The following is a 19,738-nucleotide window of genomic DNA, read 5'->3' as shown; positions in this document are numbered from 1 at the left end:
TCGCGACGTCAGATCCAGACACGCAATCCCGGCGCCGTGAAGGCGTGGACCATAACAAGAGCTAATAGGTCAGCTCGGCGATCGCAATCCGGTTCTCCGATGCCGGCCAGGCCCGCGCCACGATCCGCTCCTCGTTGAAGATGCCGACCACCGGACGGCCGGCCTCGGCTACCGGAAGCCGCAACGTCGTCACCGAATCCGTCGGCACGCCCGGCTTCACATCCGACGGCTCCTTGCCGTCGAGCAGCACGACATCGCGCGGCAGGCCGAAATAGCCGCGCGGCCGCGACATCATGACGATGGCGCCTGCGCCTGTATCGGCAGGCAGCAACGGCCGTGCCGCGCGCAGATGCACGATGTCCGACGAGCGCGGAAACGGCGAGCGATAGATGTGCGTCGTCACCGAATCAGGTGAGGTCAACACGAATTCGAGGAACCAGGAGGGATCGACCTGCGCCGGCCCCCAGCGACCGTCCGATCCCGTCTGCGAGCTGTGCAGCGGGCCGCCGATGCGTTCGCCCGTTTCTGTCGAGACACGATAGATATCGACGGAGGCGCCCGACACCGGACGATTGGTCGGCACGCCGCCGGGCGTGCCCGTGACGAGGCCGCTCAACTTCACCGTCGCCTCCGGCACGATGCCGATCCGCGACGGCTCGCGTCCCGCGATGAACTTGTAGATCTCGCGGAAGGCGCGCGGATGAAACGCGGTCTCGCGATGATCGAGCGCGCCGAGCACCAGATTGGTGGCGCCCTTCAGGGCCGGGCCATCAACAGTGACATTGGTCGGCTTACCCGGCTTGCCGACAAAGCGGCCGTCGCCTTGTGCGAATTTGTCGAGCCCGTCGCTGCGCAGCGTCAGGTACGCGGTGCCCGCGGTCACCTCGCTGTCGCCGTCGTTCAGGGCGCGCAGGAACGGTCCGCGGCCGTTGAACTCGTTGCCGAGCCCCTCGTCCCAGGCATAGACGCCGTGGTTCGGCGTGCCGCACAGCACGGCATGACTGACATCGCCGCCACCGCCATTCTTGATGTAGTTGCGGATCGCGTAGCCGCCGCGCGAACTGCCGACCAGCGCGACGCGCGCGGCGCCGGTCGCCTGCTTCAGCTCCTTGATTGCCTCGCCGAGTTCGCGGCGCTGGTCGTCCGTCGAGGAGCGGTTGGCCTGCTCGACCTTGTCGTCGGTGCGCGCCAGCGGATCGGTGAAGTTGATCGCGAGCAGCCGCTCGCGCCGCACGCCGTTGGATTCCATCCGCCAGATCGTCGTCACCCAGAGCGGCGCCTGGTCGCCATTGCCGTGCACGAACAGGATCGGTGGGAGATCGGCACCCGGCGCCGCGGGCACCGTCTGCGCCAGGGCCGAGGTACCGAAACAGCTCCCCAGCAGGGGCAGGGCGCCGGCCCCCTTCAGAATCGTCCGCCGCGACAGGTCCATTGTCCCCTTCCCCAAGCCTTTCAGGCCTTTAGCTGTGCCTTACGTCCGCAATGGATACCGTAATTGCTGGACAGGACACGCTTTTCGCAGGCATCAGTTGATGCTGCCGGAATCATCAGCAAGCCATAGCAGGCCAAACGGAACCGGATATGACCGCACCGTCGACGCGCACTGACAGTATCACTGCACCGTTACGGCACTCAATCTTCAGGCGGATCTGGCTCGCCAGCCTTCTCTCCAATCTCGGCATCCTGATCCAGGGCGTCGGCGCCGCCTGGGCCATGACGCAGATGACACCGGAGGCCGACAAGGTCGCCCTGGTGCAGACCGCGCTGATGCTGCCGGTGATGCTGATCTCGATGCCGGCCGGCGCCATCGCCGACATGCATGACCGCCGGGTCGTCGCGCTGGTGTCGCTGGCGATCGCACTCACCGGCGCCACCACGCTGACGGTGCTGGCATGGCTCAATCTGGTGACGCCGAATATCCTGCTCGCGCTGTGCTTCGTCGTCGGCAGCGGCATGGCGCTGTTCGGCCCGGCCTGGCAATCCTCGGTCAGCGAGCAGGTGCCGGCCGAAACGCTGCCCGCCGCCGTTGCGCTCAACGGCATCAGCTACAACATCGCGCGCAGCTTCGGACCTGCGATCGGCGGCATCGTGGTGGCGGCCGCCGGCGCCGTTGCGGCGTTCGCCGCCAACGCCGTGCTGTATCTGCCGCTGCTGGTCGTGCTGTTCCTGTGGAATCGCGTCAACGAACCGTCGCGGCTGCCGCGCGAACGGCTGAACCGCGCCATCGTCTCGGGCGTGCGCTACATCACCAATTCGCCGTCGATCAAGATCGTGCTGACCCGCACCATGGTCACCGGCATCATCGGCGGCTCAGTCTCCGCACTGATGCCGCTGGTCGCGCGCGACCTCCTGCATGGCGGCGCGCAGACCTACGGCATCATGCTCGGCGCGTTCGGCATGGGCGCGGTGATCGGCGCGCTCAACATCAGCGAGATCAGGCGCCGCCTCAGCGGCGAGGCCGCGATTCGCGCCTGCACGCTGATGATGGGAGGCGCGATCGCCGGCGTTGCGCTGAGCAAGGAGCCGGTGATCACGGCCGCCGCGCTGGTGATCGCGGGCGCGGCATGGATGCTCGCGGTGGCGCTGTTCAATATCGGCGTGCAGCTCTCGGCGCCACGCTGGGTCGCGGGCCGCTCGCTTGCCGCCTTCCAGGCCGCAATCGCCGGCGGCATCGCGATCGGAAGCTGGGGCTGGGGCCGCATCACCGACGTGGCCGGCGTCGAGACCGCGCTATTGATCTCCGCCGGGTTGATGCTGCTGTCGCCGCTGCTCGGCCTCTGGCTCAGGATGCCGCCGGTCGGCGCCCGCAACGAAGATGCGACCGAGGCACTCGCCGATCCCGAAGTGCGTCTGCAACTGACCGGACGCAGCGGGCCGCTGGTGGTCGAGATCGAATATCGCGTGGCGCAGGACAACGCCCGCGCCTTCCACAATGTGATGCAGGACGTGCAGCTCAGCCGGCAGCGCAACGGCGCCTATGGCTGGTCGATCGCGCGCGACATCGCCGATCCCGAGCTCTGGACCGAGCGCTATCACTGCCCGACCTGGCTCGACTTCCTGCGGCAGCGCAACCGCGCCACCCAGATCGAGCGCGAATTGCACCAGAAGGCGGCCAGCTTCCACATCGGCGCCGAGCCGATCCGGGTGCGCCGGATGCTGGAGCGTCCGTTCGGATCGGTGCGCTGGAAGGAGGAGACGCCGGACCGCGCCGCCAACGAGGTGATCCCGGTGGTCGCGACCGCGGCGGGAAGCAGTACGTAGCCCCCTGCCGTCATTCCGGGGCATCGCGTCAGCGATGAACCCGGAACCAGTTACTCCCCGTGCTCGGCCAGCGTCCGCTGGCACGCCTTGGTCAGGCGGCCGCGATGCTCCTTCAGGCAGGCCAGCACGACCTGATCGCCGTCATTGAGATGGGCGCGGCAGAATCGGGTTGCATCGCGCGTGCAGGCATCATGCCCCTGCTGCGCCGACGCGGCGGACGCAATCAGGACCAGCGGAACGAAGGCAAGCAGAAATCTGGTCATCTCTCAAAACCTCTAAGGAATACGACGCCTTGGGTTCTATAGCGTTCCGACGCACCGAAGAAGCTTGAAGCGGCGCAGGCGCAAAGCGCGGTCCCCTTGCTTGACGGTCCGAACCTGCTCGTGCGGCAGCCGCCCGACTGTGACGATCATCACGCAAGGCTAAGGCGCTCTTTTTCTTGCGCTCCCGGCGGCTTGTTGGGACCGCGTTAAGACCTTGTTGGCATTAATCGCTCGTTACGGCTGTGGCGTATCCCGAGTCCTTAGGAAGTGTGTAGCAATGCGTAATGCGTTGGGCCTGATGCTGGCCAGTCTTGTAGCGGCGGTTGCGATCGCCGGAGTGTGGTTCTGGACCTCCTCCCCGCGCGCCGACGCTTCTCCCCCTCAAACCGTCGCTGCCCGCACGGCCGATCCGCTGCCGGCGGCTGCGAAGGCGGCAGCCAAGGACGATGTCGAGGTCACCGCCGCGCTGTCGAAGCGCGCCGACGCCACAACCGCCGCGGCGCAGCCGGCGGCGGCACCTGCCCCCGCGCCCGCGCCGGGGCCCGCACCGGTCGCGGCCGCACGCAAGCAGGCCTGCACTAATCCCGACGCGCTCGGCGTCAGCCGCACTGTCGTGGTCGACACGTCAGGCGGTCCGGGCTTCGGCTTCCTGCAATACAAGCAGTACGACTTCCTGACCGACAAGGAGGTCGTGCTGACGTTCGACGACGGTCCGTGGCCGACCACGCCCGCCGTGCTCAAGGCGTTGGCGGATGAGTGCACCAAAGCCGTGTTCTTCCCGATCGGCCTGCACACCACCTATCATCCGGATATCCTCCGCCAGGTCCTGGCCGCCGGCCACACCATCGGCGCCCACACCTGGTCGCATGCGCATCTTGCGAGCAAGAAGATCACCGAGCAGCAGGCCAAGGACGAGATCGAGAAGGGCTTCAGCGCCGTGAAGATCGCGCTGGGCACCGCCCCCGCGCCGTTCTTCCGCTTCCCGGCACTGGCGCACACGCCGGCGACCACGGCCTATCTCGGCTCCCGCAACATCGCGATGTTCTCCGTCGACGTCGATTCCAACGACTTCAAGTCCAAGAGTGCGGACGAAGTGATCCAGAATGTGATGACCAAGCTCGAGAAGCAGGGCAAGGGCATCATCCTGATGCACGACCTGCAGAAGCACACCGCGCAGGCCTTGCCGACGCTGCTGCGCCGGCTGAAGGCGGGCGGCTACAAGGTGGTCTGGATGAAGCCCAAGACCCAGCTCGAAACGCTGCCCGAATACGATGCGATGATGACCAAGCTCGAGAAACCGACCGCATCGGGTCGCCCGATCGGCAACGTCGTGCAGACGGTCGCGGAGTAAGGCGACCGGTTCGCAAGGACCATCCGCTCAACGCAACAGCGCCCCTGGATCCGATCCAGGGGGCGCTTTCGCTTTCTGATCACAGCCACCTTCTGCTGGTCCGACACGGCCGGACGACCTTGGCCGGGTTCGACCTTTTTGAGCGGTGACGGAGAGCGTGTCAGTCAATCTTCACTGCTGGGACCAAACCCGCGAATTTGAGCGACAGCCTGGAAAGGCCCATTCGCCTTCGAGAAAGGCGCCGTCGTGCCCGGCGGGCTGCGGCCTCCACCAAAATGTGGAAAACAACCCCACGCAAAGTAGCCTGCGTCCAGCCGTCTCCGGGCTGGACAAGTCTGAGGACTGGTGCCGCAAGAGGGATTCGAACCCCCGACCCCGTCATTACGAATGACGTGCTCTACCGACTGAGCTATTGCGGCGGACCGTTCGGCAACTGCCCTGAAGGGCAGCCACCTGATATCGGGCATGGCCTCGATTGGCAAGGAAAACGCGGGTATTTAACCGCACAGCGGTTATCTAACCGCGAATTAGCTTCCCAAACGTGACAGAAATCCGCGCCAGCCGCCCATCTGGGCCTTGGGCGGGCCAATTTGCTCGGCAAATTCGTCTCTTGCGCCATCCTCGTCGACCCCGGGGTCGTCAGGGGCGCGGACGATGGGGATCACGGCCGGAACTGGCGCTGGCGCCGCCTTGGGCAGGTCGGTACGGGACCGGAACAGGGGGGCTGGCGCTGATGGGGCTGATTCGGGCGGCGCGGGCTCAGCCGGGGCCGGGTCGGCCTCAATCGTCTCCGGCATGGGCGGGGCATTGTCCTGCGCGGCTGGGGCGGCCGGCGCGGCGGGTTTCATCTCGATCGGCTCGACCGGCCTTGGCGCTGGTGGCTCGTTGCCCGCCTCCGCCGGCGGCTCGACCCGGCGCGGGGCCAGCATCGCCTCCTCGAATGCCGATGTATCGACAGGACCGGGCTTGTCCGACGGCAGCGCCGCCACCGGTGTCTGCCACTGGAAGGCGTCGAGCCGGCCGGTGACCGGCGAGACCGGACGCCAGCGGTCCGAGACGTAGCCGTCAGCGGTCCAGGCCGGATCGTGTAGCGCCCGCACCGCGCGCAGGGTCCAGGCGCGCGCCCGGCCGCTGTCGCCATGCTCGGTGCGCTCGATCTCGGCCATCAGCAGCGCGACGCGCTGGGTCGGCGCCGCGATGAACGGTTCCAGCGCCCCCCGCGCCTTGGCGAACTCGGACGCGTCAATCGCCGCGCGGGCGACCGCCAGCGCGCCTTCGATGTGACCTGCCGTCTTGGCCGCCAGCGTCTCGACGCGGACCAGGCGCTGGCGTGCGGAATCGCCGAGGCGCACATGCGCATAGGCGTCGGCAAGATCGGGATGCGGCTGCGCCAGCCAGGCGGTTTCGACGAGGCGCATGGCGCGGCGCACCTGATGCGCCTCGCTGTCGAATTTGGCCGCGAGCACCGCGGCCGGAATCAGTGTCGGCGCGAGCTTGACCGCCTCCATCACGCTCTCGCGCGACAGATCGCGATCGACCGTCTCCAGTTCCAGCGCGCGCGCCGTCAGCAGCACGCCGCGCTGCCGCCGGTATGTCGCCTTGTCGATCAATCCCGATGACTGATTGTTGTCGAGGATCGCCAGCGCGCCGGCCCAATCGCCCTTGGCGCAGCAGAAGCCGAGCACCGCGTGCGAAGCCCATGACGACGAGGGCGACACTTTCAGCGCCTCCTCGGCGATCATCACCGCCGCGACCGGATCGTCGGCGCGCTGCGCCTCGATGAAGAGGCCGCGCAGGCCGAGCAGCCGCGTATCCTCGCGCTCGGCCATCGCGCGGAAGGCGCGCTGCGCGCCGGCACGGTCGCCATCGAGCTGCGCCGACTGCGCGTGCAAGAGCAGCGTCAGCGGATCGTTTTCGGCATGGCGGCGCGCCACGTCGGCATGCATGCGGGCAGAAGAGGCGTCGCCATGGCCGATCGCGAGCAGGCCTTGCGTGATGGCATGGCGGCCGCGGGCGCGGCGGCGCTCGCGGCCGGCACGGCGGATGCCTTCCGGCATCTTCCAGAGCGCGCGCAGGATCGTCCACGCCGCCATCGCTGCAACCACGACGATGCCGATGCAGAGCACGAGCACCGGCAGCGTCGTCACGACACGCCAGCGGTCCCATGACAGCACGACGTCGCCGGTTTGGTCGGCCACCCAGGCCGCGCCCGCTGCAGCAAGCGCGATCAACAGCAGGAACAGAATGATCCGGATCATCGAGGGCCTATTGATTGACCGAGGCGAGCGCCGCCATCGCGTTGTCGGCGAACTTTCGCGATGAGTCGAGCGCGGCGCGCCGCGCGTCCACCCTCTCGATCCAGGCTTGCGCCGCGGTGCGATCGGCCGGCGGCAGCGACCTCAATTCATGTTCGGCACGCGCCAGATCGTTGTGCACGGCGGCCGAGGTCATCCGCGCGACGATGCTGCCGCGATCCGTGCCGGTGCCGGTGCCGTCGGTCCGCTCGATCCGGATCAGCTTGGAAGCTCCGGCCTCCAGCCGATCGACCAACCCTGCACCCGTCGTCGCATCCTGCGCCGGCGGCGCGAGCTTGGGGACGATTTCGATCAATTCTCGGCAGAGCTTGTTTGCGTTTGGGACTCCGGATGCCGCGAAGGCGTCGAGCGGCTTCAGGGTATCCGGGTCGTCGGCGAGCGCTTTCGCGGCCGCAAGCGAAGCGACGAAAGGATCGCCATGGCGGACCGCGACGTCGAGCAGAGATGCGGCGACGAGCCGGCGCAACGGCGTGTCATCGGCCGGCTTCGCCTCGGCTCGGGTGTCGGCGATCTTGCTGTCCTGCTTGGCGATCTCGGCGTTCTGCGCTTTCACTGCGCCCTCGATCCGGTCGATGCGCGCGGTGATCGCCGACAGATCGGGCAACGCCTTCGCGCCGGTAGCGGCGGCCGCCAGCTTGTCGGATTGCGCCCGCGTGGCGGCGAGCTCGCTGCGCAACGCCGCGATCGATTTATCCAGTGCCTCGAGGCGCGGATCGGCCGCCGGCGGCCTATTGACCTTTGATTCCAGCTCGGCGACGCGCGCGCTGAGATCGTCGATTGCCGCGGTGTTGAGCTGTGACGCGGGCTGCACCTGTGGCCAGCCGAGCAGCCAGCCGACGCCGATCACCAGCGCGGCGGCCACCGCACCGGCGACCGGTGCGACCACCCAGGGCGAGACCGGCCGCGGCGGCTCGGACACCGGCGCTTCCGAAGCGGTCTCGGGACGCGGCTCGGGCCGGGGTGGGGCTTCGGGCGCAGCCGTATCGGCGGATGCCTCGGGCTGCTCCGTCTTCGGGGCCTCGCTGGAGACCTCGGTCGCCTCGAGTTCAATGGTCGGCGGCGCGCGCTTGGGCCGGGCGGAATCCGGCGACGGTGCTGTATCCTCGGGCCTCTCTTCAGCCATCGCAGGGTCCTCAAAAAACGAATGACGGCACATTCTAGCAGAATCGGCTTGGGTTCTCAGAGCACGATCCGAAAAACTGGGAAATGGCTAACGTCATGACCAGACGAAAGAATTAGGCCGGGTCAGGATCGCAAGGCGCGGACCAGCGCGTCCAGCAGCGCGCTCTCATCCGGCCGTGTCGCCACCGCCACCTGGGTGGCGCCGGCGTCACGCAGCACCGAGGCGACGGCGGCCGAGATGCAGCATTGCGGCAGCGCCAAAGCCGAGATTTCGAGCCCGCCGGCGCGCGCCGCGTCCAGGAAGGCCCGCGCGCTGCGGCGCGAATAGTGCAGCACCGCCGTGATCCGGTTCGCCAGGAACGCCTCTCTGACCTCGCCCGGAAAGCTTGCGACCGGCGCCATCCGGTAGGTGGTGCGGGTGACGACGGTCAATCCCTTCTTGCCAAGCTCGCCCGCGAGATCGCGCGAGAGGTCGGCGCCGGCGGGATAGAGCAGCGTGGCGGCAGTCTTCAACGCTCCGGCTTCGACCTGCGCCAGCACGAGATCGCGCAGCGCGACGGCATCGCCCTTCGCCACGAGGATCTGGCCGAAGCCGGCCGCCCGCGCGGCGTCGGCGGTGTGGGCTCCGACCGCGAACAGCGGCAATCGCAACAGCCGGCTACCGGCGAGATCGATCGCGCGCAGCGCATTGACGCTCGTCAGGATGACTGCGTCATAATGCGCGCCGTCATCGTCATGAAACGGCAACGGCTCGAAGCGCAGCATCGGCGCCGCCAGAGCATCGAAGCCTCGCGCCCGCAGGCTGGCGAGCGTCGCCTCATTGTCGGGATGTGGGCGCGTGACGAGAACAGCCACGGTTCAGCGCTCCAGCCGCGCGAAATGGAGATTCGCTACCGATTGCACTTCAAGACCTCGCAATGCTACCCCGAAAGGGACATTTCTTTGCAATTGAGCAGGATTGGATCGGGAGACCGGTTCCGGCTTTCCGGATCATGCTCGTAGCACAAGGGCCGCAATTGAGTAACGAACGACCGATGCTGGTGTTGGGGATCGAGACCACCTGCGATGAAACCGCAGCCGCCGTGGTCGAGCGCCAGGGCGACGGTTCGGGGCGGATCCTTTCCAACGTCGTGCGCTCGCAGACCGAGGAGCACGCCCGTTTCGGCGGCGTGGTTCCGGAGATCGCCGCGCGCGCCCATGTCGACCTGCTCGACGGCATCGTCGCGAGCGCGATGAAGCAGGCCGGCGTCGGCTACCCGCAATTGTCGGCGGTCGCGGCCGCGGCCGGGCCCGGCCTGATCGGCGGCGTGATCGTCGGCCTGACCACCGCGAAGGCGATCGCGATGGTGCACGACACCCCGCTGATCGCGGTGAACCATCTCGAGGCGCATGCGCTGACGCCGCGGCTCACCTGCGCGCTGGCGTTTCCCTATTGCCTGTTCCTGGCCTCGGGCGGACACACCCAGATCGTCGCCGTGGTCGGCGTCGGCGAATATGTGCGTCTTGGCACCACGGTCGACGACGCGATGGGCGAGGCTTTCGACAAAGTCGCAAAAATGCTGTCGCTGCCTTATCCCGGCGGGCCGCAGGTCGAGCGCGCGGCCGAAGGCGGCGATCCGAAGCGCTTCGCCTTCCCGCGCCCGATGCTCGGACGGCCGGATGCGAACTTCTCGCTGTCAGGGTTGAAGACGGCGGTCCGCAACGAGGCCAGCCGGCTGACGCCGTTGGAACCGGAGGACATCAGCGATCTCTGCGCGAGCTTCCAGGCCGCGGTGCTGGAATCGACCGCTGACCGGCTGAGCGTCGGCCTGAAGCTTTTTCAGGAGCAATTCGGCACGCCGCGGGCGCTGGTCGCGGCCGGCGGCGTCGCCGCCAATCACGCCATCCGCGACGCATTGCAGGATGTCGCGGCACGCGCGCAGACCACATTGATCATTCCGCCGCCGGCGCTCTGCACCGACAACGGCGCGATGATCGCCTGGACCGGCGCCGAGCGGATGGCGATCGGACTGACCGACACGATGGAGGCGCCGCCCCGCGCACGCTGGCTGCTCGACGCCAACGCCAAGGCGCCAGCCGGCTACGCCAATAGCCGCGCCGGATATTGAACGATGCCCGACCGCGTGCACCGCAGATTCCTTCTTACGTCGCCCCGCTTGCGGGGAGAGGTCGGATTGCACAGCAATCCGGGTGAGAGGGAGTTTCGACAGCCCGGTATCTGCGGATGCAGTCCCTCACCCCGACCCTCTCCCCGCAAGAGCGGGGCGAGGGAGCGCAGCTGAGCTCGGGTTCCAATGCCAGGGCATAGTTCAGTCAGCGTGATCGGAGCCGGTGCCTGGGGCACCGCACTGGCCGGTGTCGCGGCGCGCGCGGGACGCTCCGTCACGCTCTATGCACGCAATAGCGAGCATGCGGCGCAGATTGAGGCGACGCGGGTCAATCCACGGCTGGCCGGCGTCCGGCTCGATCCAGCCGTCGCCGTGACATCCGATATCGCGGCCGCCGCGCGCGCCGACATCATCCTGGCCGTGACTCCGGCCCAGCATCTGCGCGCGGCCGTCAGTCATCTTGCGCCACATTTGGAGCCGGGCACGCCGGTGATCGCCTGCGCCAAGGGCATCGAGCACGGCACCCACAAGTTCATGACCGAAGTGGTCGCGGAAGCCGCGCCTCAGGCTATACCCGCCATCCTGTCGGGACCGAGCTTTGCCGACGACGTCGCGCGCGGACTGCCGACCGCGGTGACATTGGCTGCAAGGGACGAGGCGCTGGCGCGGCACCTGGTGCAGGCGCTCGGCTCGGCGACATTCCGGCCCTACCACACGACCGACGTGCGCGGCGTCGAGATCGGCGGCGCGGCGAAGAACGTGCTGGCGATCGCGGCCGGCATCGTGGTCGGCCGTGACCTCGGCGCCTCCGCGCTCGCCGCGCTGACCACACGCGGTTTCAGCGAGCTCGCTCGCCTCGGCCGCGCCTGCGGCGCGCGCGCCGAAACTCTCGCCGGCCTGTCGGGATTGGGCGACCTGCTCCTGAGTTGCTCAACCGCGCAATCGCGCAATTTCGCGCTTGGCCGCGCGCTCGGCCGTGGCGAAGCCGCGCCGGTGGGCAAGCTCGCCGAAGGCGCGTTCACCGCGCCGGTGCTGATCGAACTCGCCGCTTCGCAAAACGTCGATATGCCGGTGTCAAAAGCCGTCGCGGCGATCCTCGGCAACAGGCTGACGATCGATGCGGCAATTGAGGGCCTGCTGACGCGGCCGTTCAAGGCGGAGGAATAATCGCCATTCTGGATGCCCGCGCTTGTCGCGGGCATCCACGTCTTGAATAATGGCACGGAAGGAAGACGTGGATGGCCGGAGCAAGTCCGGCCATGACTAAGAGGTTGTGGCGACATGAATTACTGGCTGGTGAAATCCGAACCTTCGGTCTGGTCGTGGGACCAGCAGGTCGCCAAGGGCGCGAAGGGCGAGGCCTGGACCGGCGTGCGCAACTTCACGGCGCGGCAGAACCTCGTGAACATGAAGAAGGGCGACAAGGCGTTCTTCTATCATTCCAACGAGGGCAAGGAGATCGTCGGCATCGCCGAGGTTATCAAGGAGGCCTATCCCGACCCGACCGACAAGACCGGCAAGTTTGTCTGCGTCGACATCAAGGCCGACAAGCCGTTGAAGACGCCGGTGACGATGGCCGCGATCAAGGCCGACAAGACGCTCGCCGACATGGCGCTGGTGAAATATTCGCGGCTCTCGGTGCAGCCGGTGACGACAGAGGAATGGAAGCACGTCTGCAAGATGGGCGGGCTTTAGGCTGTCGTCATCGCCGGGCTTGACCCGGCGATCCATCGTTCAACGACTCTTTCTTGATGGATGCGCGGGTCAAGCCCGCGCATGATGAGACGTTGTTATGCCCCCGCCGCCATGACGACCTGCGCCAGCAATTGCTCGCGCTTGGACTGGGTGCGGTAGCCTTTCATCGTCGCGGCGAAGCGCTCGAGGATGCCATCCTCGAAGGCGGTGACGATGGTGTCGTGGACGTAGCTCCTGCGGCAGATCGCCGGCGTGTTGGAGAGCTGATCGGCCGCGGCGCGGATCGCTTCCAGCACCTGGCGCTTGCGGCCGCGCTGGCTGGTGGCCGGCGTGATCCGCGACAGCGATTCCACGACGACCGCGGACGCCATCAACGTGCGGAAATCCTTCAGCGAGATCTTGATGCCGGCGATCTCGCGCAGGAACGCGTTCACCGCCGTGGTCGATGCCGCGCGCACGACGCCCGACCGGTCGTAGTACTGGAACATGCGCTTGCCCGGCACGGTGCGCAAAATGCCGACCGCGCGCACGAGCTTGGCCGCATCGCATTCCTTGCGCACGGCCTTGCCGCCCTTGGCCTTGAAGGTGAGCACCAGGGAATCGTCCTCCAACGTGACATTGGACTTCAGCAGGGTGGTGGCGCCGCGGGTGCCGTTGAGGCGGGCATAGGATTCGTTGCCGGGCCGGATCGCGGTGCGCGCGATCAGCTCAATCACCGCCGACAGCGCGAATTCGCGCGTCGGCTCGTCGCCGGACAGGAACGCCGAGACCTTGCGCCGGATCTTGGGCAGCGCCGCGACCAGCTTGGCCAGGCGATGCGCCTTGCGCTGCTCGCGGACCTTTTCCCAGTCGGCGTGGTAGCGGTATTGCAGCCGGCCGGCGGCATCGCGGCCGACCGCCTGCAGATGCGAGCTCGGATCGCTGGAATAGCGTACGTGGCGATAGGCCGGCGGCACCGCCATTGCGTGCAGTCGCCGGATGGTGCGGGCGTCGCGGATCCGGGTGCCGTTGGCACGAATGAATGAATAGCCGTTTCCGCGCTTGATGCGGCGGATGGTCAACTCGTTCTGGTCGCCAAGCCTTAAGCCGAGGTCGCGCGCGAGCTCTTCTACTGTGGTCTTGATGGCGGCGGGCGCGTCGAACTTGATCTTCGGCGACTGCAGCTTTGCCCGCAGCGACAACTTTGCTTGCGGTTTGGGTGGCCACTGGCCCAGCGCCTTGGCCAAGGTGACAGCAGGATCGGCGGAAACGGGCCGCACAGCCGCACTGTTCTGCTGATCCATCATCTGCTCAAGACGCCTCGTTCTTCCTGTTCTCCCGGCAATGCCGTTTCTTCTGGCTTCGTTCCGGTTGGGCCACCGGCCCCGGGGACGCCATTTAGGCGGTCCCGGCCCATATTGCGAGTCGCGAATCACCCAAAACGGTTCCTAATTACCTTTCATAGGTGCCATTCGCCCGATAACGTTGATGTCAGCCTGCCGCAGCACGCGAAATTGACAGCCTGAGCCACGCACCACGGCGGCGCGGCAGGACGATTTCGAGCCGGCGACCGACCCGGAAATCGGGTCAGAGGTCATGCCCCTTCTTGCGCAGTTCCTCGATGATCCGTTGCCGCATCTCCGCAGCCACGGACTGGCCGAACTTCTGGCCGGCCAGCAGCGATTGCTGCGTCACGATAGGCGACTTCTGCAGGAATTTCTGGCCCACCGGGGTTTTGTAGAAGGTGATCAGGCCTCGCAGCTCGTCCGGCGTGAAGTTGCTGGCGTAGATGATGGCGACGGCTTCCGACAGTTCGTTGAACCGCGCCTGGAAGCCGGCGAGCAACATCGGCGTCAGGGTGTCGTAGTCATGGTCGACGTCGCTGCGGCCCTGGACGATCGCGGGCTTCATGCTCTTCATGATGGCCGGCATCAGCGCCTTGAACTGATCCATCATGTGGATCGTTGTCACCAATTCCCTTGCGACGGCGAGCGCCTCCGGTGAGGGCGCCGGCGCTGCCGTTTGGGCGCGTGCAAGCGGTGCGGCCAGCGACATCACTACGACCAAGAGACCAGTGACCCGGGCTACGCGATGGAGCATAGGTTTCTCTCGTCGATGGATTACGGTAAAGCCGTCTTAGCACATGCAAAAGCCGTCGGGGACGCGCCTGACGGCTACTGCGCGACAAAGGTGACAGTCCTTTTTCCTTGCCCGGCCAGAACGCGGCCACGCATAATTATTACGGCAATGATCAAGACGGCTTGCCACCGCGTCGTTTGCGATCGGCAATGAGTGGAGGAAATGATGTCCGAGAAGATTTATGACGTGCCGGCTGACTGGGCCAAGCGCGCTTATATCGATGATGCCAAATATCGCGAGATGTATGCGCGGTCGGTATCGGACCCCAACGGCTTCTGGGCCGAGCACGGCAAGCGGGTCGACTGGATCAAGCCGTTCACCAAGGTCGAGAACGTCTCCTTTGCGCCCGGCAACATCTCGATCAAATGGTTCGAGGACGGCGAGCTGAACGTCGCCTGGAACTGCATCGACCGTCATCTGGAGAAGCGTGGCGACCAGACCGCGATCATCTGGGAGGGCGACGATCCCTCGGAGTCGAAGCACATCACCTATCGCCAGCTTCACGACGAAGTCTGCAAGATGGCCAACATCCTGCGCACGCGGAACGTCAAGAAGGGCGACCGTGTCACGATCTACCTGCCGATGATTCCGGAAGCGGCCTACGCGATGCTGGCCTGCGCGCGGATCGGCGCGATCCATTCGGTGGTGTTCGGCGGCTTCTCGCCCGACAGCCTCGCCCAGCGCATCAAGGACTGCGATTCGAAGGTGGTCATCACGGCCGATGAAGGCCTTCGCGGCGGCAGGAAGGTGCCGCTGAAGGCCAATGTCGATGCGGCGATCGCCAAGACCGGAGGCGTCGACTGGGTCGTGGTGGTGAAGCGCACCGGCGGCGGGGTCGACATGAATCCCTCGCGCGACCTCTGGTACCACGACGCCGCCAAGATGGTCACCTCGGAATGCCCGTGCGAGCCGATGAATGCGGAGGACCCGCTGTTCATCCTCTACACCTCGGGCTCGACCGGAACGCCGAAGGGCGTGCTGCACACGTCGGCCGGCTATCTCGTGTTCGCGTCGATGACGCATCAATATGTGTTCGACTATCACGACGGCGACATCTACTGGTGCACCGCCGACGTCGGCTGGGTCACCGGCCACAGCTACATTCTCTACGGGCCGCTCGCCAACGGCGCGACCACGCTGATGTTCGAGGGCGTGCCGAACTACCCCGACAACTCCCGCTTCTGGAACGTCGTCGACAAGCACAAGGTCAACATCTTCTACACCGCGCCGACCGCGATCCGCGCCTTGATGCAGGGCGGCGACGAACCGGTGAAGAAGACCTCGCGCGCCTCGCTGCGCCTGCTCGGCACCGTCGGCGAGCCGATCAATCCGGAAGCCTGGGAATGGTATTACCGCGTGGTCGGCGGCGACCGTTGCCCGATCGTCGACACCTGGTGGCAGACCGAGACCGGCGGTATCCTGATCACGCCGCTGCCGGGCGCGACCAAATTGAAGCCGGGATCGGCGACGCGGCCGTTCTTCGGCGTGGTGCCGGAGATCGTCGATGCCGACGGCAAGACGCTGGAGGGCGAGACGTCGGGCAACCTCTGCCTGATCCGGTCCTGGCCGGGGATGATGCGCACGGTCTATGGCGATCACGCCCGCTTCGAGCAGACCTACTTCTCGACCTACAAGGGCAAGTACTTCACCGGCGACGGCTGCCGCCGCGATGCCGACGGCTACTACTGGATCACCGGCCGCGTCGACGACGTCATCAACGTCTCCGGCCACCGCATGGGCACTGCTGAGGTCGAAAGCTCGCTGGTCGCGCATGAGGCCGTGTCCGAGGCTGCGGTCGTCGGCTATCCCCATGACATCAAGGGCCAGGGCATCTACGCCTACGTCACCTTGATGAAGGGCACCGAGCCGACCGAGGCGCTGCGTAAGGAGCTGGTTGCCTGGGTCCGCAGGGACATCGGCCCGATCGCCTCCCCCGACCTGATCCAGTTCGCACCCGGACTGCCGAAGACGCGCTCGGGCAAGATCATGCGCCGCATCCTGCGCAAGATCGCGGAGGACGAGCCGTCCAGCCTCGGCGATACCTCGACACTGGCCGATCCGGCCGTGGTCGACGATCTCGTCAAGAACCGCCAGAACAAGAAGGGCGCGTCGGCATAGGTCGACGCCGGGAAGACGCGAGACAGAAGTGCTGGGTCGCCGCGATGATCGCCGCGGCCCTTTTATTTGACTAGGTCTGCCTTTCACGTAATTGTCAGAGGCAAGGCGCCCCTGCGGCGGATTTGCGGCGAAGTGTTGTTTCCGGGTCATTTACTTTAATCCGAACATTTCCTTTCTTCCCGCTATCAGGACGTGTCTCGCGACTGGCGTGGCAACCATCCGGTTAAGCCACGCGGTTAACATTGCGTACGAGACCGGCAGGCCCGGCTCTTGGGCTCTGCTCCTTGTTTTTTGAGGCTCCGCGAGGAGCTGTTGGGCAGTGGAGAAAGTGATGTCGTTGAGGATTGCGGTGGCGTTGGCCGCCACCATCGGGGCGGGCGTTTTGATGTCGACGGCGGCCGAAGCGCGGCCGGAGATGGTCGGCATTCACGCCGAGAATTATTCGCCGGGCACCATCGTGGTGAAGACGAACGAACGGCGGCTCTACCTCATTCTCGATTCCAGTCACGCCATGCGTTACCCGGTCGGCGTCGGCAAGGCCGGCAAGCAGTGGGCGGGCACCACCCGGATCGACGGCAAATATCGCAACCCGGCCTGGTCGCCGCCCGCGGATGTGAAGCACGACAAGCCGAGCATCCCGGACGTGATCCCCGGCGGCTCGCCGCGCAATCCGATGGGCGTTGCGGCGATGACGCTCGCCGGCGGCGAATACGCGATCCACGGCACCAATGTGCCGGGCTCGGTCGGCGGCTTCGTGTCCTACGGCTGCATCCGCATGCTCAACTCCGACATCACCGACCTCTATCAGCGCGTCTCGGTCGGCACGACCGTCGTCGTCACCCGCTGACATCGATTGGAGCCTGGCGAAACAAAAGCCGCGCATCCGCGCGGCTTTTGTTTATTGCGGCATCGGGACATGATCGGCCCAAAGAGGCGCCGCGGTTTTCCGGAAAGACCGTCTCGCGCTTCAACGCGTGGCGTTGGCGCACCAGCCGCTGCGATGCCCGCCATTATAGGCGCGCGCGTAACCGCCTGCGAGCAGCGCCGCCGAAACGTTCTCGGTTTTCCTGGTCGCGACGTCGGCGACGACCCGGCCCTGATATTTGTCGGGACCGACATTGTAGATCACGACATCGCCCTGGCTGAGCAGATCACGCAGCGCTGAAGTCGCCGCCTCGGCCATACGCAGCTCCTGCAGACAGGACGCCTTCAGCTCCGGCGCATCGATGCCGCGCAGACGGACGTGCGTGGTCAGGTCGAGACCCGGCCAGACATGCACCCGCGCCGCGAAGGTGTCGCCATCGATCGTCCTGATGACGTCGGCGGGGTGCCGGGCGTCCGGTGCGCCGGCACGCGTCCAGATCGCATCGGTATCTCGGGAGCGGCTGTCGGACCAATGCGGCAGCGGCACATGCACCCATCGCCGGATCGGCAACATGGTGCCGGCGGCCATGCCGAGAACGAAGACCCATGGCAGCGCCGCCGAGAAGCGCCGGCCCCAGCGCGATCGGCCGAAGGGTGGGCGTCCCGGCGCACGATGAGCATTTATTCTCTCGTATGGGGACATATTCCCTGACTAGGCCTGAGTCGGGTTGTCCGGCAAGGATCTCAGAAGTCCGAGGCGATGCCTTTGGTTTCCCAGTCGCCATAACGAGTCGGTTCAGGGCCCTTCGGGCCCTGAACCTCCTTCGGCCGTGCGGCCGCATTTTGCGCGGCAGCCTCCTCGGCCGACCTGCGCCGTGCTTCGGCCTCGGCGAGGGCGCGTTGCGCGGCCGGCGTCAGCGGCTTGCGCGGCGTTGGATCCAGCGACGCTGAAGATTTATCAGACATGGCAAAACCTTCCGGCTGCGCGTCACGCATTTTGATGTCGCCGCAGCGGCGGCATCACCATCACAAGATATCTCGGAGCGATTCTTACATTTGGCATATTCGCGTGCCAGAGGTGTTTTTCCAGTTCATAGGCATGAGCCGAATGTAACTCAGCACCTTCCGAGATATCTCCGCTTCATGCCTCCTTCAAGATTTGCAGTTCCTTCCGAAGTACCCGGTCTCGCGGCACGACGAATCGCGGCCGACATTCTCGACGGCGTGCTGCACAAGCATCGCACGCTCGACGACCAGCTCGACGGCGCCGGCGCGCATCCGGGCCTGAAATCGCTCGCCGATCGCGACCGCGCGCTGATGCGGCGCCTGGTGTCGACCATCCTGCGCCGTCTTGGCACGCTCGGCCATCTGCTGTCGCGCCTGCTCGACCGCGGCATCCCGACCGATGCGCCGCGCGCGCAAAGCGCGCTCCTGATCGGCGCCGCGCAGATCCTCTGGATGGATGTACCCGATCACGCAGCGGTCGATCTCTCGGTGCGGCTGGTGCAGTCGGACCGGCGCGCCGCAAAATATGCCGGGCTCGTCAACGCCGTGCTGCGCCGTTGCGCGCGCGAGGGCCAGGGCCTGATCGACGAGATCAAGATGCAGACGCTCGATCTGCCGCAATGGATGCTGACGCGCTGGATCGCGCATTATGGCGAATCGACCGCGCGCGACATGGCGCTCGCGCTCGGCCACGAGCCGTCGCTCGATCTCACGGTGAAGTCGGATGCGCCGCAATGGGCAAGCCGCCTGCACGGCGAGACACTGCCGACGGGAACCGTACGCACGCTGCTGCAGGGTTCCGTGACGATGCTGCCGGGTTTCGCGGAAGGCCAGTGGTGGGTGCAGGACGCCGCGGCCGCGCTGCCGGCGCGGCTGTTCGGCGACGTTAAGGACAAGGCGATCGCCGACCTCTGCGCCGCGCCCGGCGGCAAGACCGCGCAGCTCGCCTTTGCCGGCGCGCGCGTCACCGCAGTGGACCGGTCGCCGGCGCGGATGGCGCGGCTGCGCGACAACCTCACACGCCTCTCGCTGCAGGCGGAGAACGTCGTGAGCGACACGGTCGAATGGCCGGCGCAGGCCGAAAGCTTCGACGGCATTCTGGTCGATGCGCCCTGCACCTCGACCGGCACGATTCGCCGCCACCCCGACGTCGCCTGGCTGCGGCAGGAGGCCGACATCGCCGCGCTGTCCGGGCTGCAGAAGCGATTGCTGCAAAAGGCGGTCGGACTGCTGAAGCCGGGCGGTACGCTGGTCTACTGCACCTGCTCGCTGGAGCCCGAGGAGGGCGAACAGGCGATTGCCGCGCTGCTGGCCGGCGAATCAGGCTTGCGGCGTGCGCCGGTCGAGAAGGGCGAGGTCGCGGACCTCGACGAAATCATCACCGCCGACGGGGATTTGCGCACCCTGCCCTGCCATTTGCCTCATGCCGACCCACGGCTGGGCGGGCTGGATGGATTTTACGCGGCAAGGCTGGTTAAATCCTGATTTCTAAACTTGTGTCTTCTAGGCTCCGACTGA

The 19,738-nt window shown here is 66.4% G+C and carries 17 protein-coding genes and 1 tRNA gene; 8 read left to right on the top strand and 10 right to left on the bottom strand.

Going from position 1 to position 19,738, the window contains the following annotated elements; all coding sequences use genetic code 11:
• Positions 1-61 precede the first annotated feature (61 nt).
• Complete coding sequence (locus tag MTX19_RS01450; protein ID WP_280982143.1) at positions 62-1,432, bottom strand: hydrolase; 1,371 nt, start codon at positions 1,430-1,432, stop codon at positions 62-64.
• Between the two features lie 149 nt (positions 1,433-1,581).
• On the opposite strand from MTX19_RS01450, the gene MTX19_RS01445 reads away from it, so the two are divergent.
• Complete coding sequence (locus MTX19_RS01445; RefSeq protein ID WP_280982142.1) at positions 1,582-3,261, top strand: MFS transporter; 1,680 nt, start codon at positions 1,582-1,584, stop codon at positions 3,259-3,261.
• 50 nt (positions 3,262-3,311) lie between these two features.
• Here MTX19_RS01445 and MTX19_RS01440 read toward each other — a convergent pair whose 3' ends face one another.
• Positions 3,312-3,524, bottom strand: coding sequence for a hypothetical protein (locus tag MTX19_RS01440; RefSeq protein ID WP_280982141.1), 213 nt, complete (start codon positions 3,522-3,524; stop codon positions 3,312-3,314).
• 277 nt (positions 3,525-3,801) lie between these two features.
• Here MTX19_RS01440 and MTX19_RS01435 point away from each other — a divergent pair, with 277 nt between their 5' ends.
• Positions 3,802-4,875, top strand: coding sequence for a polysaccharide deacetylase family protein (locus MTX19_RS01435; protein WP_280982140.1), 1,074 nt, complete (start codon positions 3,802-3,804; stop codon positions 4,873-4,875).
• Between the two features lie 343 nt (positions 4,876-5,218).
• On the opposite strand, the gene MTX19_RS01430 is transcribed toward MTX19_RS01435, so the two are convergent.
• The 4 genes from MTX19_RS01430 to MTX19_RS01415 form a co-directional block, all read right to left on the bottom strand.
• Positions 5,219-5,294, bottom strand: a tRNA-Thr gene (locus MTX19_RS01430).
• A 108-nt stretch (positions 5,295-5,402) separates the two neighbouring features.
• Positions 5,403-7,133 carry a heme biosynthesis HemY N-terminal domain-containing protein gene (locus tag MTX19_RS01425; protein ID WP_280982139.1) on the bottom strand — a complete coding sequence of 577 codons (1,731 nt, stop codon included), beginning with the start codon at positions 7,131-7,133 and terminating at the stop codon, positions 5,403-5,405.
• Positions 7,134-7,140: 7 nt separating this feature from the next.
• Positions 7,141-8,313 carry a hypothetical protein gene (locus MTX19_RS01420; protein ID WP_280982138.1) on the bottom strand — a complete coding sequence of 391 codons (1,173 nt, stop codon included), beginning with the start codon at positions 8,311-8,313 and terminating at the stop codon, positions 7,141-7,143.
• A gap of 122 nt (positions 8,314-8,435) precedes the next feature.
• Positions 8,436-9,167, bottom strand: a complete 732-nt coding sequence (locus MTX19_RS01415; protein WP_280982137.1) for a uroporphyrinogen-III synthase — start codon at positions 9,165-9,167, stop codon at positions 8,436-8,438.
• 179 nt (positions 9,168-9,346) lie between these two features.
• On the opposite strand from MTX19_RS01415, the gene tsaD reads away from it, so the two are divergent.
• The 3 genes from tsaD (at position 9,347) to MTX19_RS01400 (ending at position 12,115) form a co-directional block, all read left to right on the top strand.
• Positions 9,347-10,420 (top strand): tRNA (adenosine(37)-N6)-threonylcarbamoyltransferase complex transferase subunit TsaD, encoded by a 1,074-nt coding sequence (gene tsaD, locus MTX19_RS01410; RefSeq protein WP_280982136.1) that lies wholly within the window; start codon positions 9,347-9,349, stop codon positions 10,418-10,420.
• A gap of 186 nt (positions 10,421-10,606) precedes the next feature.
• Positions 10,607-11,587 (top strand): NAD(P)H-dependent glycerol-3-phosphate dehydrogenase, encoded by a 981-nt coding sequence (locus MTX19_RS01405; protein WP_280982135.1) that lies wholly within the window; start codon positions 10,607-10,609, stop codon positions 11,585-11,587.
• 114 nt (positions 11,588-11,701) lie between these two features.
• Positions 11,702-12,115, top strand: a complete 414-nt coding sequence (locus MTX19_RS01400; RefSeq protein WP_280982133.1) for an EVE domain-containing protein — start codon at positions 11,702-11,704, stop codon at positions 12,113-12,115.
• 95 nt (positions 12,116-12,210) lie between these two features.
• On the opposite strand, the gene MTX19_RS01395 is transcribed toward MTX19_RS01400, so the two are convergent.
• Together MTX19_RS01395 and MTX19_RS01390 are read right to left on the bottom strand one after the other, a co-directional pair.
• A complete protein-coding gene (locus MTX19_RS01395) occupies positions 12,211-13,401 on the bottom strand; it encodes a DNA topoisomerase IB (RefSeq protein ID WP_280982132.1) in 1,191 nt (396 codons plus the stop codon).
• 280 nt (positions 13,402-13,681) lie between these two features.
• Positions 13,682-14,194: a DUF2059 domain-containing protein gene (locus MTX19_RS01390; RefSeq protein ID WP_280982131.1), complete on the bottom strand. Its 513-nt coding sequence runs from the start codon at positions 14,192-14,194 to the stop codon at positions 13,682-13,684.
• Between the two features lie 204 nt (positions 14,195-14,398).
• On the opposite strand from MTX19_RS01390, the gene acs reads away from it, so the two are divergent.
• Complete coding sequence (gene acs, locus MTX19_RS01385) at positions 14,399-16,351, top strand: acetate--CoA ligase (RefSeq protein WP_280982130.1); 1,953 nt, start codon at positions 14,399-14,401, stop codon at positions 16,349-16,351.
• A 331-nt stretch (positions 16,352-16,682) separates the two neighbouring features.
• Positions 16,683-17,198 carry a L,D-transpeptidase gene (locus MTX19_RS01380; protein WP_280982129.1) on the top strand — a complete coding sequence of 172 codons (516 nt, stop codon included), beginning with the start codon at positions 16,683-16,685 and terminating at the stop codon, positions 17,196-17,198.
• A gap of 120 nt (positions 17,199-17,318) precedes the next feature.
• Here MTX19_RS01380 and MTX19_RS01375 read toward each other — a convergent pair whose 3' ends face one another.
• Positions 17,319-17,804 (bottom strand): thermonuclease family protein, encoded by a 486-nt coding sequence (locus MTX19_RS01375; protein WP_348638262.1) that lies wholly within the window; start codon positions 17,802-17,804, stop codon positions 17,319-17,321.
• Positions 17,805-17,959: 155 nt separating this feature from the next.
• Complete coding sequence (locus tag MTX19_RS01370) at positions 17,960-18,181, bottom strand: DUF1674 domain-containing protein (RefSeq protein ID WP_280978331.1); 222 nt, start codon at positions 18,179-18,181, stop codon at positions 17,960-17,962.
• Positions 18,182-18,358: 177 nt separating this feature from the next.
• On the opposite strand from MTX19_RS01370, the gene MTX19_RS01365 reads away from it, so the two are divergent.
• Complete coding sequence (locus MTX19_RS01365; protein WP_280985800.1) at positions 18,359-19,705, top strand: RsmB/NOP family class I SAM-dependent RNA methyltransferase; 1,347 nt, start codon at positions 18,359-18,361, stop codon at positions 19,703-19,705.
• Positions 19,706-19,738: the final 33 nt, after the last annotated feature.

Source organism: Bradyrhizobium sp. ISRA464, assembly GCF_029910095.1.
GTDB lineage: Bacteria > Pseudomonadota > Alphaproteobacteria > Rhizobiales > Xanthobacteraceae > Bradyrhizobium.
The sequence above is the reverse complement of the archived record's forward strand: the minus strand, read 5'-3'. Positions and strand labels throughout refer to the sequence as shown.

What these genes read in the sequence shown, in the direction of transcription:
- MTX19_RS01425 (WP_280982139.1), bottom strand. Translation starts at nt 7,133, where the DNA reads ATGATCCGGATCATTCTGTTCCTGCTGTTGATCGCGCTTGCTGCAGCG.
- MTX19_RS01365 (WP_280985800.1), top strand. Translation starts at nt 18,359, where the DNA reads ATGCCTCCTTCAAGATTTGCAGTTCCTTCCGAAGTACCCGGTCTCGCG.
- MTX19_RS01440 (WP_280982141.1), bottom strand. Translation starts at nt 3,524, where the DNA reads ATGACCAGATTTCTGCTTGCCTTCGTTCCGCTGGTCCTGATTGCGTCC.
- MTX19_RS01420 (WP_280982138.1), bottom strand. Translation starts at nt 8,313, where the DNA reads ATGGCTGAAGAGAGGCCCGAGGATACAGCACCGTCGCCGGATTCCGCC.
- MTX19_RS01390 (WP_280982131.1), bottom strand. Translation starts at nt 14,194, where the DNA reads ATGCTCCATCGCGTAGCCCGGGTCACTGGTCTCTTGGTCGTAGTGATG.
- MTX19_RS01435 (WP_280982140.1), top strand. Translation starts at nt 3,802, where the DNA reads ATGCGTAATGCGTTGGGCCTGATGCTGGCCAGTCTTGTAGCGGCGGTT.
- MTX19_RS01450 (WP_280982143.1), bottom strand. Translation starts at nt 1,432, where the DNA reads ATGGACCTGTCGCGGCGGACGATTCTGAAGGGGGCCGGCGCCCTGCCC.
- MTX19_RS01400 (WP_280982133.1), top strand. Translation starts at nt 11,702, where the DNA reads ATGAATTACTGGCTGGTGAAATCCGAACCTTCGGTCTGGTCGTGGGAC.
- MTX19_RS01370 (WP_280978331.1), bottom strand. Translation starts at nt 18,181, where the DNA reads ATGTCTGATAAATCTTCAGCGTCGCTGGATCCAACGCCGCGCAAGCCG.
- MTX19_RS01405 (WP_280982135.1), top strand. Translation starts at nt 10,607, where the DNA reads ATGCCAGGGCATAGTTCAGTCAGCGTGATCGGAGCCGGTGCCTGGGGC.
- acs (WP_280982130.1), top strand. Translation starts at nt 14,399, where the DNA reads ATGTCCGAGAAGATTTATGACGTGCCGGCTGACTGGGCCAAGCGCGCT.
- MTX19_RS01375 (WP_348638262.1), bottom strand. Translation starts at nt 17,804, where the DNA reads ATGGCCGCCGGCACCATGTTGCCGATCCGGCGATGGGTGCATGTGCCG.
- tsaD (WP_280982136.1), top strand. Translation starts at nt 9,347, where the DNA reads ATGCTGGTGTTGGGGATCGAGACCACCTGCGATGAAACCGCAGCCGCC.
- MTX19_RS01395 (WP_280982132.1), bottom strand. Translation starts at nt 13,401, where the DNA reads ATGATGGATCAGCAGAACAGTGCGGCTGTGCGGCCCGTTTCCGCCGAT.
- MTX19_RS01445 (WP_280982142.1), top strand. Translation starts at nt 1,582, where the DNA reads ATGACCGCACCGTCGACGCGCACTGACAGTATCACTGCACCGTTACGG.
- MTX19_RS01380 (WP_280982129.1), top strand. Translation starts at nt 16,683, where the DNA reads ATGTCGTTGAGGATTGCGGTGGCGTTGGCCGCCACCATCGGGGCGGGC.